This window comes from Kribbella sp. NPDC050820 (assembly GCF_040653975.1).
In the GTDB taxonomy this organism is placed as follows: domain Bacteria; phylum Actinomycetota; class Actinomycetes; order Propionibacteriales; family Kribbellaceae; genus Kribbella.
Window position 1 is genome coordinate 1 of record NZ_JBFAHB010000081.1, and the last position, 15,421, is coordinate 15,421.

The 15,421-nt window shown below is 70.3% G+C and carries 12 protein-coding genes; 4 read left to right on the forward strand and 8 right to left on the reverse strand.

Annotated features, from left to right (window positions below; all coding sequences use genetic code 11):
* Window positions 1-175: 175 nt before the first annotated feature.
* Window positions 176-1,267 (reverse strand): DNA primase small subunit domain-containing protein, encoded by a 1,092-nt coding sequence (locus AB0H36_RS40610; RefSeq protein ID WP_360536093.1) that lies wholly within the window; start codon window positions 1,265-1,267, stop codon window positions 176-178.
* 157 nt (window positions 1,268-1,424) lie between these two features.
* On the opposite strand from AB0H36_RS40610, the gene AB0H36_RS40615 reads away from it, so the two are divergent.
* The 3 genes from AB0H36_RS40615 to AB0H36_RS40625 all read left to right on the forward strand — a co-directional run bounded on the left by AB0H36_RS40615 (window position 1,425) and on the right by AB0H36_RS40625 (window position 6,236).
* Window positions 1,425-3,020: a M4 family metallopeptidase gene (locus AB0H36_RS40615; protein WP_360536095.1), complete on the forward strand. Its 1,596-nt coding sequence runs from the start codon at window positions 1,425-1,427 to the stop codon at window positions 3,018-3,020.
* A gap of 113 nt (window positions 3,021-3,133) precedes the next feature.
* Window positions 3,134-4,858: an FAD-dependent oxidoreductase gene (locus AB0H36_RS40620; protein ID WP_360536097.1), complete on the forward strand. Its 1,725-nt coding sequence runs from the start codon at window positions 3,134-3,136 to the stop codon at window positions 4,856-4,858.
* A complete protein-coding gene (locus AB0H36_RS40625; protein ID WP_360536099.1) occupies window positions 4,851-6,236 on the forward strand; it encodes an adenylate/guanylate cyclase domain-containing protein in 1,386 nt (461 codons plus the stop codon). The genes AB0H36_RS40620 and AB0H36_RS40625 overlap by 8 nt, the downstream gene beginning before the upstream one ends.
* A 20-nt stretch (window positions 6,237-6,256) precedes the next feature.
* On the opposite strand, the gene msrB is transcribed toward AB0H36_RS40625, so the two are convergent.
* Both msrB and AB0H36_RS40635 read right to left on the reverse strand, forming a co-directional pair.
* Complete coding sequence (gene msrB, locus AB0H36_RS40630; protein WP_360536101.1) at window positions 6,257-6,673, reverse strand: peptide-methionine (R)-S-oxide reductase MsrB; 417 nt, start codon at window positions 6,671-6,673, stop codon at window positions 6,257-6,259.
* A 62-nt stretch (window positions 6,674-6,735) separates the two neighbouring features.
* The gene (locus tag AB0H36_RS40635; protein ID WP_360536103.1) at window positions 6,736-9,126 is read right to left on the reverse strand and encodes a lamin tail domain-containing protein; all 2,391 of its coding nucleotides are present in this window, start codon (window positions 9,124-9,126) and stop codon (window positions 6,736-6,738) included.
* Window positions 9,127-9,297: 171 nt separating this feature from the next.
* Here AB0H36_RS40635 and AB0H36_RS40640 point away from each other — a divergent pair, with 171 nt between their 5' ends.
* On the forward strand, window positions 9,298-11,289 hold the full coding sequence (locus AB0H36_RS40640; RefSeq protein WP_360536105.1) for an AAA family ATPase: 1,992 nt from the start codon (window positions 9,298-9,300) through the stop codon (window positions 11,287-11,289).
* On the opposite strand, the gene AB0H36_RS40645 is transcribed toward AB0H36_RS40640, so the two are convergent.
* The 5 genes from AB0H36_RS40645 to hemE are packed head-to-tail and all read right to left on the reverse strand — an operon-like array spanning window position 11,286 to window position 15,318.
* A complete protein-coding gene (locus AB0H36_RS40645) occupies window positions 11,286-11,663 on the reverse strand; it encodes a VOC family protein (RefSeq protein WP_360536107.1) in 378 nt (125 codons plus the stop codon). The genes AB0H36_RS40640 and AB0H36_RS40645 overlap by 4 nt on opposite strands.
* Before the next feature lie 5 nt (window positions 11,664-11,668).
* Entirely contained in the window at window positions 11,669-12,364 is a 696-nt protein-coding gene (gene hemQ / locus AB0H36_RS40650; RefSeq protein WP_360536109.1) for a hydrogen peroxide-dependent heme synthase, read from the reverse strand.
* A complete protein-coding gene (gene hemG / locus AB0H36_RS40655; protein ID WP_360536111.1) occupies window positions 12,361-13,770 on the reverse strand; it encodes a protoporphyrinogen oxidase in 1,410 nt (469 codons plus the stop codon). The genes hemQ and hemG overlap by 4 nt, the downstream gene beginning before the upstream one ends.
* Window positions 13,767-14,261, reverse strand: coding sequence for a GNAT family N-acetyltransferase (locus AB0H36_RS40660; protein ID WP_360536113.1), 495 nt, complete (start codon window positions 14,259-14,261; stop codon window positions 13,767-13,769). Before AB0H36_RS40660 ends, hemG begins: the two co-directional genes overlap by 4 nt.
* Window positions 14,248-15,318 carry a uroporphyrinogen decarboxylase gene (gene hemE, locus AB0H36_RS40665; RefSeq protein ID WP_360536115.1) on the reverse strand — a complete coding sequence of 357 codons (1,071 nt, stop codon included), beginning with the start codon at window positions 15,316-15,318 and terminating at the stop codon, window positions 14,248-14,250. The genes AB0H36_RS40660 and hemE overlap by 14 nt, the downstream gene beginning before the upstream one ends.
* Window positions 15,319-15,421 lie beyond the last annotated feature (103 nt).

Sequence of the window (15,421 nt, forward strand, 5' to 3'; positions counted from 1 at the left end):
CCGCCGGCCCGCAGCACCCGTAACCACAGTCCGCCGGCCCGGAGCACCCGTAACCACAGTCCGCCGGCCCGGAGCACCCGTAACCACAGTCCGCCGGCCCGGAGCACCCGTAACCACAGTCCGCCTGCCGCAGCACGCGTAACCGCAGTCCGCGTGCGGGAGCAGCCGCGACGTGTCAGTCCGGCACGATCCGGTTGCCGTGCTCGTCCCAGTGCTCGGCGACCTTCTTGCTCGGCTGCACCCGCGGCGGCTCGCCCGGCATCTTCGGGTAGTCGGGCGGGAAGTTCAGCTCGCCGCCGGGCAGCTCCTCCCACAGCCGCAGCAGCGCGTCGAGCGGGTACGCCGTGTCGTCCATGCCGGCCCAGGGGTCGCCGTCGGCGAGGTACTCCGGGACCGTGTGCAGGTTGAACGCCCGCGGGTCGTCGACCTCGGCGAGCCGCTCCCACGTCAGCGGCGTACTGACCGGAGCACCCGGCCGCGGCCGCAGCGACCAGGCGCCGGCGACCGTACGGTCGCGGAGGTTCTGGTTGAAGTCGAGGAAGATCGAGGACTCGCCGCGCTCCTCCTTCCACCAGGCCGTCGTCACCCGGTCGTCGCGGCGCTCGAGCTCGCGGCCGAGGCCGATCGCGGCGTGCCGGACCTCGTCGAAGCTCCACTCGGGGCGGATCCGGACGTAGATGTGGATGCCCCGGTTGCCGCTGGTCTTCGCGAAGCCCTGCAACCCGAGCTCTTCGAGGAGCTCGCGCGCGACGCCGGCCACCTGCCTGGCGTCCGCGAACGTCGCACCGGGCTGCGGATCGAGGTCGATGCGCAGCTCGTCGGGATGCTCCAGATCGCTGCGGCGGACGGCCCACGGGTGGAAGGTCAGGGTGCCCATGTGGGCCGCCCACACCGCAGCGGCGGGCTCGGTCAGGCACAGCTCGTCGATCGGACGGCCGTTCGGCGTGAGCACGCGGCAGGTCTCGACCCACTCCGGCGCCCCCTTCGGCAGGCGCTTGGAGTAGAAGCCGTCGCCCGTCTGCCGGCCGATCGAGTCGACCGACAGCGTCATGCCCTCACGCCAGCCGCCGGGCCAGCGCTCCAGGGCGACCGGGCGGTCGCCGGACGCCTTCATGAACGCGTCGGCCAGCCCGGCGAAGTACTCGCAGACCTGCAGCTTGGTGACCTCAGGCGCCCAGTCGGTCGCCTCGTAGACCACCCGCTCGGGGCTGGAGACCCGGACCTCGCGCTCCCCCACCGTGAGCATCACGGCTGTGCTCTTCGCCATGCCGCGACGCTACCGCCCGGCCCGGACAAACCCGGCGAATTCCGCCGGAAAGACAACTTTCCCAACCTCTGGCCACGGTAGGTGACCGAGCGGTAACGTTCCTGCACCTCGTTCCCGGGGCGTGAGGCCCCCGGGACGCCGAACAAGGAGCGCGAGGATGAACAGATCCGCCCTGTTCGCCGCTGCCACCGCAGTCGCGACCACTACCGCCCTCGGTCTGACCAGCGCCACCACCGCCAACGGTGCGCCGACGGCAGACCCCGTCCCCAGCCCCAGCGCGGCCGTCGCCCGGGCGAAGGCCGCGATCGGCGACAATCTCGCCGTACTGAAGGCCACCGGCGCCGACACGTTCGTCGTCCGGGACGTCATCGTGGACGCCGACGGCTCCAGCCACGTCCGGATGGACCGGACCATCGGCGGGCTGAAGGTCCTCGGTGGCGACGTCGTCGTCCACCAGGCCAAGGACGGCGCCTTCAAGGGCGCCAGCCTGACCTTGAGCCGCAGCGCCGACGTGAGCCGGACGCCGAAGATCAGCGTCGCAAGCGCCACCGCCAAGGCGCTGACCCGCGGACAGGAGGCCGAGGGCAAGCCGACGCTGGTGATCGAGGCCCGCAAGGGCGCGCCGCGGCTGGCCTACCTGGTCGCGTCGGGCGGGACGCAGGCGGACGGTACGCCGAGCCACGTGACCACCACGATCGACGCACTGACCGGGGCGAAACTGGTCTCCGAGCAGCACATCCACACCGCCTCCGGCGACGGACAGAGCCTGTACAGCGGGACCGTGCCGATCGAGAGCACGCCGGCCACCGGCGGCTTCACGCTGACCGACCCGACCCGCGGCAACGGCTACACCGCCGACGCGAACAACAAGACCGACTCGATCCTGTGCCAGATCTTCGGCTTCGGCTGCCCGGTGCCGACCCGGTTCACCGACGCCGACAACCACTGGGGCAACGGCCTGAACACCAACCGGCAGACGGCCGCGGTCGACGCGCACTACGGCGCCTCGAAGACCTGGGACTACTACAAGACCCAGCACGCGCGGAACGGCATCTTCAACGACGGCAAGGGCGTCCCGAGCCGGGTGCACTACGGCAGCAACTACGTGAACGCGTTCTGGGACGGCAGGCAGATGACGTACGGCGACGGCGACGGCGTCGTGGCCGGTCCGCTGGTGTCGATCGACGTTGCCGGTCACGAGATGTCCCACGGCGTCACCACGGCGACCGCGAACCTGACCTACTCCGGTGAGTCCGGCGGCCTGAACGAGGCGACCAGCGACATCTTCGGCACCTTCGTCGAGTTCTACGCCGACAACGCCTCCGACCCCGGTGACTACTACATCGGCGAGGAGATCATGAAGGACCGGCCGGCCCTGCGGTACATGGACAAGCCGAGCAAGGACGGCAACTCGGTCGACTGCTACTACTCCGGCGTCGGCAACCTGGACGTGCACTACTCCTCCGGCGTCGCGAACCACTTCGCCTACCTCGCCGCCGAGGGCACCGGCGCCAAGGAGTTCGGCGGCCTGCCGCACAACTCCACGAGCTGCAACGGCTCGACTGTCACAGGCATCGGCCGGGACAAGGTCGGCAAGATCTGGTACCGCGCGCTGACCACCTACATGACGACGGGTACGACGTACGCGCAGGCCCGGACCGCAACGCTGAACGCGGCCACCGACCTGTACGGCGCAACCAGCAACGAGCGCGCAGTCGTCGCCGCCGCGTGGTCCGCGGTCAGCGTCAACTGACGGCTTGAGCTGCGTTCGAGTTTCGCCGGTCCTGTCCCACTGGGGCGGACAGGACCGGCGAACAAGCGCTTTCTCCATTGCCCATCGGTGCGCGCGCACCTACCGTCGCAAGCATGGGAGGGGAACCCGGGGACAGGCCCAGCCTGCGTGAGGCACGGCCGCTTCTGCTGGTCGTCGATGCCGATCCGATGCGGCTGGAACGAAGTGAGACAGAGCTCGAGCGCGCGTTCGGCGTGGACTTCCGCGTGCGCGGCGAGCTGACCGCGACCGCGGGGGCCGACTGCCTGCGGCTCGCGCACGAGCTGGAGCAGCGGGTAGCCGTCGTACTGGTCGACCATGCGCTGGCCGACGCCGAGCGGGCCGCGATCTTCGACCTGTCGCGGACGTTGCATCCGGACGCTCGGCGGGCGTTGCTGGTCGAGTGGGGGTCGTGGGCGGACCGGTCGACGGCCGCGGCGATCCTGACCGCGATGTCGGTCGGCGACATCAACTACTACGTGCTGAAGCCGTGGATCGAGCGGGACGAGCTGTTCCACCGGACGGTCGCGGAGTTCATCCAGGAGTGGTCGCGGTACGAGGTCGCGAACCTGCGCGAGGTCGTGGTGATCGCGTCCGACCACTCCGTCCGGGGACAGGCGATCCGCAGTCTGCTGGCGCGTAACGGCATTCCGAGCGCGTTCCGGGTCAGCGGATCGCCGTTGGCGAAGGCCGCGCTGCAGTGGATCGGCGAGCCGGATCCCGGTGAGGGTGTGCTGGTGTGGATGCCGGCTGTCGGCGGCGCCGTACTGCATGATCCGACCGATGCCGAGATCGCCGAGGCCTGGGGTGTTCCGACGACGCTGGCCGACGGCGAGAACGCCTTCGACCTGCTGGTGATCGGCGCCGGTCCGGGTGGCCTGGCCGCGGCTGTGTATGCGTCGTCCGAGGGATTGCGCACGCTCGTGGTGGAGCGGGAGTCGATCGGCGGGCAGGCGGGGACGAGCTCACTGATCCGGAACTACCTGGGCTTCTCCCGCGGCATTCGGGGCTCGGAGCTCGCCCAGCGCGGGTACCAGCAGGCCTGGGTGTTCGGCGCACACTTCGTGCTGATGCGGTCGATCGTCTCGCTGGAGAAGGTCGACGACCACTTCCGCGCAGTGATCGGGGATGTGGGCGAGGTGACGGCCCGCGCGGTCGTCCTCGCGACCGGAGTTTCGTACCGACGGCTGGACGTCCCGTCGCTCGAGGACCTGATGGGCAACGGCGTGTACTACGGCGCGAGCGTGTCGGAAGCCCATGGTCTGCAAGGGCGCGACGCCTGCGTGGTCGGCGGCGGGAACTCGGCCGGACAGGCCGTCCTGCATCTGGCCCGCTACTGCCGGCACGTGACGCTGGTGATCCGTGGCAACGACCTGTCGGCGAGCATGTCGCAGTACCTGATCGATGAGATCGATGCCGCACCCAACGTGACCTTGCGGGCGAACAGCGAGGTCGTCGGCGGTGGCGGCGACGGTCGGCTGGAGCACATCACCTTGCGGGACCGGCGGAACGGCGACGAGGAGTCGCTGCCCGTGAACGGCCTGTTCGTGATGATCGGCGCGGTGCCGGGCACGGACTGGTTGCCGGACAAGGTCGGCCGGGACTCGCGTGGGTTCGTGCTGTCCGGGTCGGATGCCGCCGCTGACCCACAGTGGAACGAGTCGCGGCCGCCACAGCCCTACGAGACCACGCTGCCGGGCCTGTTCGCGATCGGCGATGTGCGGTGTGGGTCGGTCAAGCGCGTCGCGTCGGCGGTCGGCGAGGGTTCGGTGGTGGTGTCGCAGGTCCACACGCATTTGAAGGTCACTGCCGATGCCTGAACGGCGGTTCGTCTACACGCCGGCGATGGTCGGCCTGACGGCCCTGGCGTTGCTCCTCCCGCTGGCAGGGCTGTTCCTGCTGCTGCAGCGACCACAGCTGGACGTGCACTGGCAGCATCACCCGGCGCACTTCTGGCTGGTGCTGGCGACGGCGGTGCTGAGCGCCGTACTCGCGTATGGGACCGGCGCAGCGGCTGTGCGGCGGGGCGATCCTCGGGTGTTGCTGGTCTCCCTGGCATTCCTGTCGGCGGCGGGCTTCCTCGCTTTGCACGCATTGGCGACGCCGAAGGTGCTGCTCGACACACCGAACGCGGGCTTCACCCTCGCGACCCCGGTCGGCGTAGCGCTGGCGTCGGTGTTCGCGGTGTTGTCGAGCCTGAACTTCTCCGGTGATCGGGTCGCCTCCGCGGTGCGGTGGGGGCGTTGGCTCCGTGCTGGGTTGCTGACGCTGATGGCGTTGTGGGCATTGGCCTCGGTGCTGCGATTACCTCCGCTGCACGGCACCGCCGTACCGGAGGCTGCGGACGGGATCCTGGCGGCGCTCGCCGTACCGGCCATCCTGCTCTACGCGATCGCGGCCGGGCGGTACATGCGGACCTGGTGGGAACGGCCGTCGCTGATGCTGCTGTCGATGGTCGCCGCGTTCGTCCTGCTCGCCGAGGCGATGGTCGCGCTGGTGTTCGCGCGGAACTGGGCGCTGTCGTGGTGGGAGTGGCACGTGCTGATGCTCGCCGCGTTCGTCCTGGTCGTGGTCGGCGTGCGGCTCCAGTGGCACGAGGAGCGGTTCGCGGACCTCTACCTCGAGGACACGGTGTCCGGGCGGCGGGAGCTGAGTGTGCTGTTCGCCGACCTGCAAGGGTTCACGACGTTCTCCGAGCACCACGACCCGTCCGAGGTCACCGCCATGCTGAACACGTACTTCCAGGTCGTCGTACCTCCAGTGGTACGGCGACATGGCGGCGACGTCGACCGGATCATCGGCGACGCGCTGATGGTGACCTTCAACAAGCGCGGCGACCAGCCGGACCACGCCGAGCGGGCCGCCGCAGCCGGGTTGGCGCTTCAGGAGGCGGCCAGTGCCGTCCAGATGGCGCATCCGCAGTGGCCGCGGTTCCGGGTCGGCATCAACAGCGGCGTCGCCTCGGTCAGCCTGCTCGGCACCGAGGGCGGCCGCACCCACACGGTCATCGGCGACACCGTCAACGTCGCGTCCCGGATCGAGGGCAAGGCCCCAGGCGGCAGCGTGGCCATCGGCCCCGCCACCAAGGCCCTCCTCCCCGAGGCTGTCACCGAGTCGCTGGGCCGCCTGGAGCTCAAAGGCAAGGCAGAACCGCTCGAGGTCTACCGCCTGGTCGCCCTCACCGCTCCGGAAACCTGACCGCTGCGACGCCTGATCGCTCAGGCGGGCTGGAGGGTCAGGCTGATGCTGTTGATGCAGTAGCGCAGGTCGGTCGGGGTGCCGTAGCCCTCGCCCTCGAAGACGTGGCCCAGGTGGGACCCGCAGTTGGCGCAGCGGACCTCGACCCGCTTCATCCCGAGGGTGGAGTCCTCGATGTACTGGACCCGGTCCTCGGCCAGCGGCGCGAAGAACGACGGCCAGCCGCAGTGCGAGTCGAACTTGGTCTCACTCCGGAACAGCTCCGCGTCACACGCCCGGCACTTGTACACGCCGACCGTCTTGGTGTCGGTGTACTCACCGGTGAACGGCCGTTCGGTGCCGGCCTTGCGCAGTACGTGGAACTCGGCGGGCGTCAACTGCGCCTTCCACTCCGCCTCGGACTTCTGTACGGCGTACTGCTTGGTGTCATCTGTCACGACTCCAGTATCGGTGCCCGGGCAAGGAAAACCTCGCCCGGGCGACCGACGTAAGCGTCCCGTCAGCGCACCCAGGACGGCAGCGGGACGACGCGCGCGACCTGCGGGTCGTGGTCGCTGATCTGGTCCGGGAACTCGGAGTTCATGTGCACGATGTCGTACGACGAGGCCGGCTTCAGGTTCTGCGAGATCAGGATCTGGTCCAGGATCTGGCTGTTGCCCTCGAACACGTAGCTGTAGCGCTCCGGCACCGGCAGCGTCCGCGGCAGGTCGATCAGCGCCGTCTTCCCGGAGCCGACCAGGATGTCGGTGGTCTCGGAGAAGTCGAAGTCGTTGATGTCGCCGAGCACGATGACGTTGGCGCCCTTGTCCTTGGCCAGGATTTGGTCCACGAACCCGCGGACCGACTCGGCCTGCTGGTGCCGCTTGGCGGCGGTCACCTGGACCGGCGGCTGGGTCCGGCCCCAGAGCGGGTCGTCGCCGCCCTTCGAGCTGAAGTGGTTGACCACCACGAACAGGCTCTGCCCGTGCCAGGTGAACTCACCGGCCAGCGGGACCCGGGCGGCCGCCCAGGCCGGGTTCGCCGGGTCGACGCGACCGGGCGAGGAGCTCAGGTGCGGCCGGCCGAACCGGTCGGTGACGATCGTGGTCGGGACCGTCGAGCCGCCGCCGGGCCGGTCGACGAACTTCACCGGCTTGTCGGTGCGGTAGAGGAACGCGACCCGGATGTTGCCGCCCGGCTCGCCGCCCTCGGCGTTGTTCACCGGGTCGATCTGCCGCCACGCGTACGTCGGTCCGCCGGCCTTCACGATCGCGGCCACCAGGGTGTCCAGGGTCACGTTGGCGGCCGTCGTACCGGAGTTGGTGGCGCCGTCGTTGTCCTGCACCTCCTCCAGGCCGATGATGTCCGGCGAGGCGAGGTTCCGCACCACCGCCTGGGCGAGCCCGTCGAACTTGGCCTCGCCGTCGGACGGGTCCAGGTTCTCCACGTTGAACGTCGCCACCGACACCTGCAGCGGCGACGACGCCTTGGTCGTCTCCCGCTGGACGCCGCCGTCGACAACCGTCGGAGACTGCGTCGGTAGGAACTTGAAGTTCCCGAACGAGTAGTCCAGGACACCGGTCACGACACCGGCCAGCTTGTCGCCCGTCTTCGCGTCCGGAATCGGCGTCAGCACGTCGTCCAGCAGCACCCGCTCGGGGTTGCTGTCGGCCTTCTGCAGCACGATGCCGCCGCGGACGGTCCGCACGCTCGAGCCAGCCGGTACGACGGACAGCTCGCGGAAGGAGCTGGTCGGGCCGGTCACCTGCGGCTCGTTGATGCCCAGCCACATGCCCTCCAGCGACTCCCAGAAGTCGATGCCGTCGGTGGCCGGCTGGAAGGTGCCGGTCGTCTCGACGTCACCGTTGGAGTCGTCGTCGATCACGGTCGACGGCGGCACCCGCCCACCCGGGCCGACGATCGTCGCGGCCGGGACCGCGGCGGTGCCGGTGACGGTGACGGTCGCGTTGGTGAGCTCGGTGGTGGTCAGGTTGTCGGTCCCACCCGAGCCGCCGGGGCGGAACTCGGCGACCGTGCCCTTGACCGACACCGCGTCGCCGGCGTTCACCGTCGGCGCGGAGCTGGTGAAGACGAACAGGCCCTCGCTGGTCGCCGGGTCGGCGTCGGGCTGCGGGTCCTGGAACCAGAAGCCGTTGCCGCTCTTCGCGGTGACCACGCCGGTGACGTTGCCGACCAGCTTGCCGTTCAGCGGCGACAGGTGGGCCGACCCCTGGATGTCGTGGATCTTGGCGTCGATCGGGTCCGGGTCCGGCGGCGTCGAGGTCAGCGTCTTCGGCGACGGGTTGACCGCAGCGAACTCGGTCCCGTTGTTGTCCGCGTCCGTGGTCGGGACCTTCCGGGTCGCCGACGTCGTGTTGGACAGCCCCGGCGCCGCGGCGGTCTCGAAGTCGTTGGCGGCGCCGTACCCGACGAAGTCGACCACGCCGGCGGCCGTCGAGCAGGTCGCCCCACACGCCAGCGCGGTGGTCGAGGAGACCAGAGCCACCTTGCCCGACGCCGCGGACATCATGATGTTGCCCGTCGCGTCCGGGGTCGGCATCGGCTGGCCGTTGCCGGCACCCGCACCCTCCTGCACCAGGTAGGCCGCGCCCGGAGCGAGGCTGCCGGTGAGCTGGGTGACTGCCCACGTGGTGCCGGCGGCGGACGCGTACTGGACCGACCAGCCGGTCAGATCGACTGGCGAGGAGCTGTTGTTTGTCAGCTCGATGAAGTCGTTGGTGTACGGCGCTCCGCTGTTGCCGCCACCGCCGTACACCTCGGTGATGACCACGGTGGACGAGGCGGCGTCCGCCGGAGCGGCCACGATGCCGATCGCGACGCCGGTGACGACGAGACTTGAGGTGACCACGAGGGCGCCCAGGCGGCGCCGTGGTCGGTACTGGGCAGACATGGCCGGATTCTCACATCGGCGCCAGTCCCGGCCAAGGTCCAACACGTGAACACCAGGTACGCGCCGTGAAGGCAGGGGTGATCATTCGCAGGCCCCGCCTGCCCCCGGTGATCGGCCGGTGACGGACTAGACTCGGCCAGCCAGATGCCGGGACGGGTGAAAGGGTTTTGCGTGGCTGACGACACCCGCGGGCGACGGGTTCTCGACGTACTCGCCGCCGATCAGGCGTGGGAGGTGCCGGCCGACTGGGTGGCCCGGGTCCGGCGGCAGCTGCGCGCCTGGGGCGACGACCCGAACACGTTGCGGCCGCTGCGGGCGGACGCGTTCCCGGGGTTCGTGAACGGCACGCCCGCGCCGGTGTGGTTCACCCATCAGGTCGCGCCGCTGCTGACCGGGTGGATCCCGGTGCTGCACGGCGAGTACGCCGACATCGGCACCGAGCTAGCCCGCGACTTCTACCGGCCGACGTACCGCTTCGGCGGCGCCGGGTACGTGGTCCGGTACGCCGCCACCGACTGGCCACTGCAGGTCGTGTCAGGTGTCCGGGGCTTCCGTGAAGAGGGCCGGCGGCAAGCACTCAAGCTGACCCGGGACGTGGTGACCCAGTTCGTCGACGCGCCGCCGATGGCCGTCCGCGCCCGGGCTCTGACCGCAGCGCTCGACCGCGTGCTGGCCGACCGCGAGAACGCCCGGATGCATGCGACCGCGGACTACGAGACGATCCTGCAGTTCTGGCGGACTTCCGCGCTGACGGACACCGAGCGCGCGGTGCTGCCGGAGCTGGCCGGCCCCTCGGCGGCCTTGCGGTACTCGGTCAACTCGCTGCGGGACGCGCACGCCAAGCTGCTGATGGCGATGCCTGACGCCGAGACCGGCGACTTCGCCCAATTGTTGTCCCCACTGGTCCTGAGCGCCGGTCTGGGCGGTCTTCCGCCGGCCGTCGCCCAGATCCTCGGCCCCGCGGCTCACGACGTGGAGAAGGCGCTTGCCGAGATCAGGAGCGGCTTCGACCCGCAGGCGTGGGTGGCCGCCAACACCGAGTGGCTGGCCCGCGCCGTACGCGGCAATCAGCGGGAGCTCGCGCGGTCCTGGGCCGCCGCAGCCACCCGCGTGTCGGTCCACCTGTCCGGCGTGCTCGCGGACGCGCCGTGGCCGGAGCCGCAGGTCCCGGACCTGGACGCGTTCTTCCGGGTCCTCGACCGCGAACGCCGGCCGGCCGCCAAGCCCGAGCCGTTGGCCAAGGTGCTCCCGCTGACTCGGGTCGAGACGCCGGAGTCCGAAGAGCCGGCGCTCCCGAAGCCGGTCGACCTCAGCCACAACCCGCTTGCCGAGCTCGACTCGCTGATCGGGCTGGAGTCGATCAAGGAAGCGGTTCGCCGGATGGTCGCCGAGATCAAGACCAACCTGCGCCGCAAGGAGCTCGGCCTGCCGAGCCACGAGCGCGCCCGGCACATGGTGTTCGTCGGCAAGCCCGGTACCGCCAAGACCACGATCGCCCGGCTGGTCGGCCGGATCTACAACCAGCTCGGCGTGCTCGAGAAGGGTCACGTGGTCGAGGTCGACCGGTCCGACCTGGTCGGATCCACAGTCGGCACCACCGCACCGCTGACCGCGGCGAAGTTCCGCGAGGCGCTCGGCGGGGTGCTGTTCGTCGACGAGGCCTACACGCTGGTGCCGGAGAACAGCCCCGGGGACTTCGGCCTGGAGGCGGTCGCGACCATCCTGAAGCTGATGGAGGACCACCGCGACGAGTGCGTCGTGATCGTCGCCGGGTACCACCGCGAGATGCAGCGGTTCATGGAGTCCAACACCGGGCTGGCGTCGCGGTTCCCGAAGCTGCTGTCGTTCAGCGAGTACGACAACGACCAGCTGGTCGCCATCTTCGAGCTGCAGGCCCGGCAGCGCGGCATGCTCTACACCGACGACGTGCTGGACGTGGTCCGCCAGGTCATCCCGCCCGCGCCGCGCGGCCACAACTTCGGCAACGGCCGGTTCATCCGGAACGTGCTGGAGGAGGCCATCGCCAACCAGGCGACCCGGCTGTCCGAGCGCGACCCGGACAGCCTGACCGAGCGCGACCTGCGCGAGTTGCTTCCGGAGGACGTGAAGGAGCCGACCTCGATGCGCGCCGAGGACTACCTGCTGCAGCGGCCGGGCAGCTAGATCGGGGTGGCGAGGGCGACCGGGTTGCCCTCCGGGTCGGCGATGTAGGCCTGGCGTTCGCCCCAGGGCATGGTGGCCGGCTCCTGCAACACGGCGTGACCGGCGGTCCGGAAGGTCTCCACCTCGGCGTCGACGTTGTCGACGTACACGAAGAGCTCGAAGCGCGGCGCCGTACCGACGGTGATGCCGAGCTGGGCCTCCGGCCAGTTGGCGTCGGACAGGCCGAGCGAGGAGTCGCCGCGCTCGAGGCCGACGTAGTGCGGGTCGCCCTCGAGCGGGAACTGGTACGTCGGTTCGTAGCCGAGCAGGGTGTAGAACTCGACCGACCGGCGCACGTCGGAGACGTACAGCACCGGAAACGCCTTGCGGTGCATGCCCGTCAACCCAGGTTGGCGACCAGCTCGCCGAGCTCGGTCCGCTTACCGGTGTAGAACGGCACTTCCTCGCGCACGTGCCGGCGGGCCGTGGACGCGCGCAGGTCGCGCATCAGGTCGACCATCCGGTGCAGCTCGTCGGCCTCGAAGGCCAGCATCCACTCGTAGTCGCCGAGCGCGAACGAGGCCACCGTGTTCGCCCGGACGTCGGGGTACCCGCGGGCCATCTTGCCGTGCTCGGCCAGCATCGCCCGGCGCTCCTCGTCCGGCAACAGGTACCACTCGTAGGACCGCACGAACGGGTACACGCACACGTACGCCCGCGGCTCCTCGTCGGCCAGGAAGGCCGGGATGTGGCTCTTGTTGAACTCGGCCGGCCGGTGCAGCGCGAGCTGCGACCAGATCGGCGCCAGGTGCCGCCCGAGCCGCGACCGGCGCAGCGCGTGGTACGCCTTCTGCAGGGCGTCCGACGTCGGCGCGTGCCACCAGATCATGAAGTCCGCGTCCGCCCGGAACCCCTCGACGTCGTAGATCCCGCGGATCACGACGTCGTCGGCCGACAGCTTCCCGATCAGGTCCGACAGCTCGGCGGTCAGCTCGTCGCGGTCCACGTCGCCCAGCGGGGTCTCCACTTTGAAGACCGACCACATGGTGTACCGGATCACATTGTTCAGCTCACGCGCCTTCGGCTTCTCCGTCACGGAGCCATTGTCTCCAATGTGTGGAGATGGCCCTGCACCCGGGTCGCCGCTTTGCTGCCGGAGGCCACGCACGCAGCGATCCCCACACCTCGGTACGCCGCTCCGCACACAGCCAGCCCGGGCTCAGCCGCGACTGCCGCCTCCACGCGGTCCACACGGTCCAGATGCCCCACTGCATACTGCGGAAGGCCACCGCCCCACCGGGTCACCAGTGAGCCGACTACGGGCGCCTGCAGCCCCATAGCGCGCCGCAGGTCCGCAGTAGCCAGCTCCACCAGCTCCTCGTCGGACCGCTGCAGCACGTACTCCTCCCCCAGCCGCCCGACCGATGCCCGGAGCACCGCCAGCTCTCCCCCGGCCTCACTCGACCACTGCCACTTCGCGTGCGAGTACGTCGACGCCTTGATCGTCCGCCCTTCCACAGACGGCACCAGGAAGCCGGAGCCGACCGCATCAGTCGGCCAGTCCTGCTTACGCACGGCCAGCGTCATGATCGCCATGCTGGCGTACTCGATCGACGCCAACTCGGCCGACGCGACCGGCACCAACTCCGCGAGCATCCGCGCCGCCGGCGCCGCGGGTACGGCGACGATCACCGAGTCCGCGGTCAGGTACGTCGGCGCCGGCACCGGGCCCGCCTCGAGCGCGTAGCCGTCCGCGTCCCGGGTGATCTTGCGAACCGCGAGCTTCCGGCGGATGTCGACGCCCCGAGTAGTCAGATCCTGCTCCAGTGCGCCGATCAACCGGTTGATGCCGCCCACGATGCCGGCGAACACCGGTTGGCCCGCGCGCTTCTGGCCGGCCTCACGGAGCTCGGCTGTCGCCGCGAGCAGACTCGGCGCGGTCCGCAGCTTCGCGAACAGCTCGGGTACGGCGGCCGCGAGCGAGATCTCCTCGGCCCTCCCGGCGTACACGCCGCCGAGCAGCGGGTCGATCAGCTTGTCGGTCACCGCCGAGCCCATCCGCTCGGCGACGAACCGCCCGATCGCGACGTCCTCGGTCAGCGCAGGCGCCGGCAACTCTGCCTCGTGCGCGACCTGCTCGGACGCGGAGGCGCCCAGCACGTCGGTCGTCGCAGCCGGATCGACGGGGACACCCATCACGGTCGGCGGGATCGCCCGGATCCGGTCGCCGATCCACAGTCCGGCCGAGGTGGTCGCCGGGTGTACCAACTCGTCGCCGAGGCCGACCGCCTTGATCAGGTCGACCGCCTCCGGGCGTCGGGCGAGCACGGACTCGGCGCCCAGGTCGACCGGGACGCCTTCGAGCACGTCGCCTGCCAGCTTGCCGCCCAGCCGGGGCGAGCCCTCCAGGACGGTGATCCGCGGCGGATTCGGCCCGGTCGCCAGCGCATGGGCCGCGGCCAGCCCGCTGATCCCGCCACCGACCACGACCACCGAACTCACGCGTCCTCCAGCCTCAACTCGTACGTCTTCTGGTCCCCCTCCGCACTGACCTGGCGGAAGCCCGCCCGCGTCAGCACGGCCTGCGACGCGAGGTTGCTGACGTTCGTCCCGGCTCGCAGGGTGGTCAGCCCGTAGTCCGACGCGGCGATCCTGGCGAGCGCCCGCACCGCGGCCGTGGCCAAGCCTTTCCCGGCGGCCTTCTCCGCGATCCGGTAGCCGAGCTCTGCGGACCCGTTCTCGAGGTCGACGAGGTTCACCCGCCCGACCACCGCGCCGGTGGCGTCGACGAGCACGTGGAACCGGCAGATCCCGGCCTCCTGCTCGGCCAGCAGCGCCGCGTGCCGGACTGCGAACTCCTCGAAGTACGCGTCGCCCCGATCCGCGATCGACAGCGCGAAGTACGCGCGGTTCTCCCGCTCGAAGGCGAGCACGGCCTCGGCGTGTGCATCCGTCAGGCGCTCCAGCGCCACGTCGTGGTCAGGCAGGTACACGGGCGGACTTCGTCTGAACGTGCCGGACGATCCGGTGCAGCACCTCGGGATCGGCGTCCGGCGGCACACCGTGACCGAGGTTGAAGATGTGACCGGGCGCTGCCTTGCCCTCCGCGAGGATCCGGTCGATCTCAGGCTCCAGGGCGTCCCAGCCGGCGAACAGGAGCGCCGGGTCCAGGTTGCCCTGCACCGGCTTCGGCCGCGATCCGGCCGCCTGGATCCGCCGTACCGCCTCGTCCAGCGGCACCCGCCAGTCCACGCCGACGACCTCCGCGCCGACGTTGCTCATGTGGCCGAGCAGCTCGCCGGTGTTCACGCCGAAGTGGATCCGGGGCACGCCGTACGGCGCGAGCGCCTCGAACACCTTCGCCGAGTGCGGAGCCACGAACTGCTCGTAGTCCCGCGGCGACAGCCCGCCCGCCCACGAGTCGAACAGCTGGATCGCGGACGCACCGGCCTCGACCTGCACCGACAGGTACGCGATCGCCACGTCGGCCAGCCGGTCCGCGAGCGCGTGCCAGAGCGCAGGGTCGCTGTGCATCAGCGCCTTCGTCTTCGCGTGGTCCTTGCTCGGCCCACCCTCGACCAGGTACGACGCCACCGTGAACGGAGCGCCCGCGAACCCGATCAGCGGCGTGCCGCCCAGCTCCGAGACCAACTGCTTCACCGAGTCCGTGGTGTACGGCACGTCGGCCTGGGTGACCGGGCGGACCGCCTCCAGGCCGGCTGCGTCCCGGACCGGGGCGGCGACGACCGGGCCGACGCCGGGCTTGATCTCGATGTCGAAGCCGACCGACTTCAGCGGGAGCACGATGTCGGAGTAGAAGATCGCTGCGTCGACGCCGTAACGGCGTACCGGCTGCAGCGTTATCTCGACAACCAGGTCGGGCCGCATGCAGGACTCGAGCATCGTGGTGCCCTCGCGGACCGCGCGGTACTCCGGCAGCGAGCGGCCGGCCTGCCGCATGAACCACACCGGCGTGTGTGGACCGGGTTCCCCCCGGGCCGCCAGCAGGAAGGGAGATCGGTTGAGCGCAGCGGACGGTGTCGGGGGCACACATCGATGATCCCACGCCCGGTTTCCGGGCCTGTGAGCGGCCGTCGCGCACAGCTACCGGCGCGTCGAGACCAGCGTCGGTGAGTAATCAGTCGTAGGCTGC

What these genes read in the sequence shown, in the direction of transcription:
- AB0H36_RS40610 (WP_360536093.1), bottom strand. Translation starts at nt 1,267, where the DNA reads ATGGCGAAGAGCACAGCCGTGATGCTCACGGTGGGGGAGCGCGAGGTC.
- AB0H36_RS40615 (WP_360536095.1), top strand. Translation starts at nt 1,425, where the DNA reads ATGAACAGATCCGCCCTGTTCGCCGCTGCCACCGCAGTCGCGACCACT.
- AB0H36_RS40620 (WP_360536097.1), top strand. Translation starts at nt 3,134, where the DNA reads ATGGGAGGGGAACCCGGGGACAGGCCCAGCCTGCGTGAGGCACGGCCG.
- AB0H36_RS40625 (WP_360536099.1), top strand. Translation starts at nt 4,851, where the DNA reads ATGCCTGAACGGCGGTTCGTCTACACGCCGGCGATGGTCGGCCTGACG.
- AB0H36_RS40635 (WP_360536103.1), bottom strand. Translation starts at nt 9,126, where the DNA reads ATGTCTGCCCAGTACCGACCACGGCGCCGCCTGGGCGCCCTCGTGGTC.
- AB0H36_RS40645 (WP_360536107.1), bottom strand. Translation starts at nt 11,663, where the DNA reads ATGCACCGCAAGGCGTTTCCGGTGCTGTACGTCTCCGACGTGCGCCGG.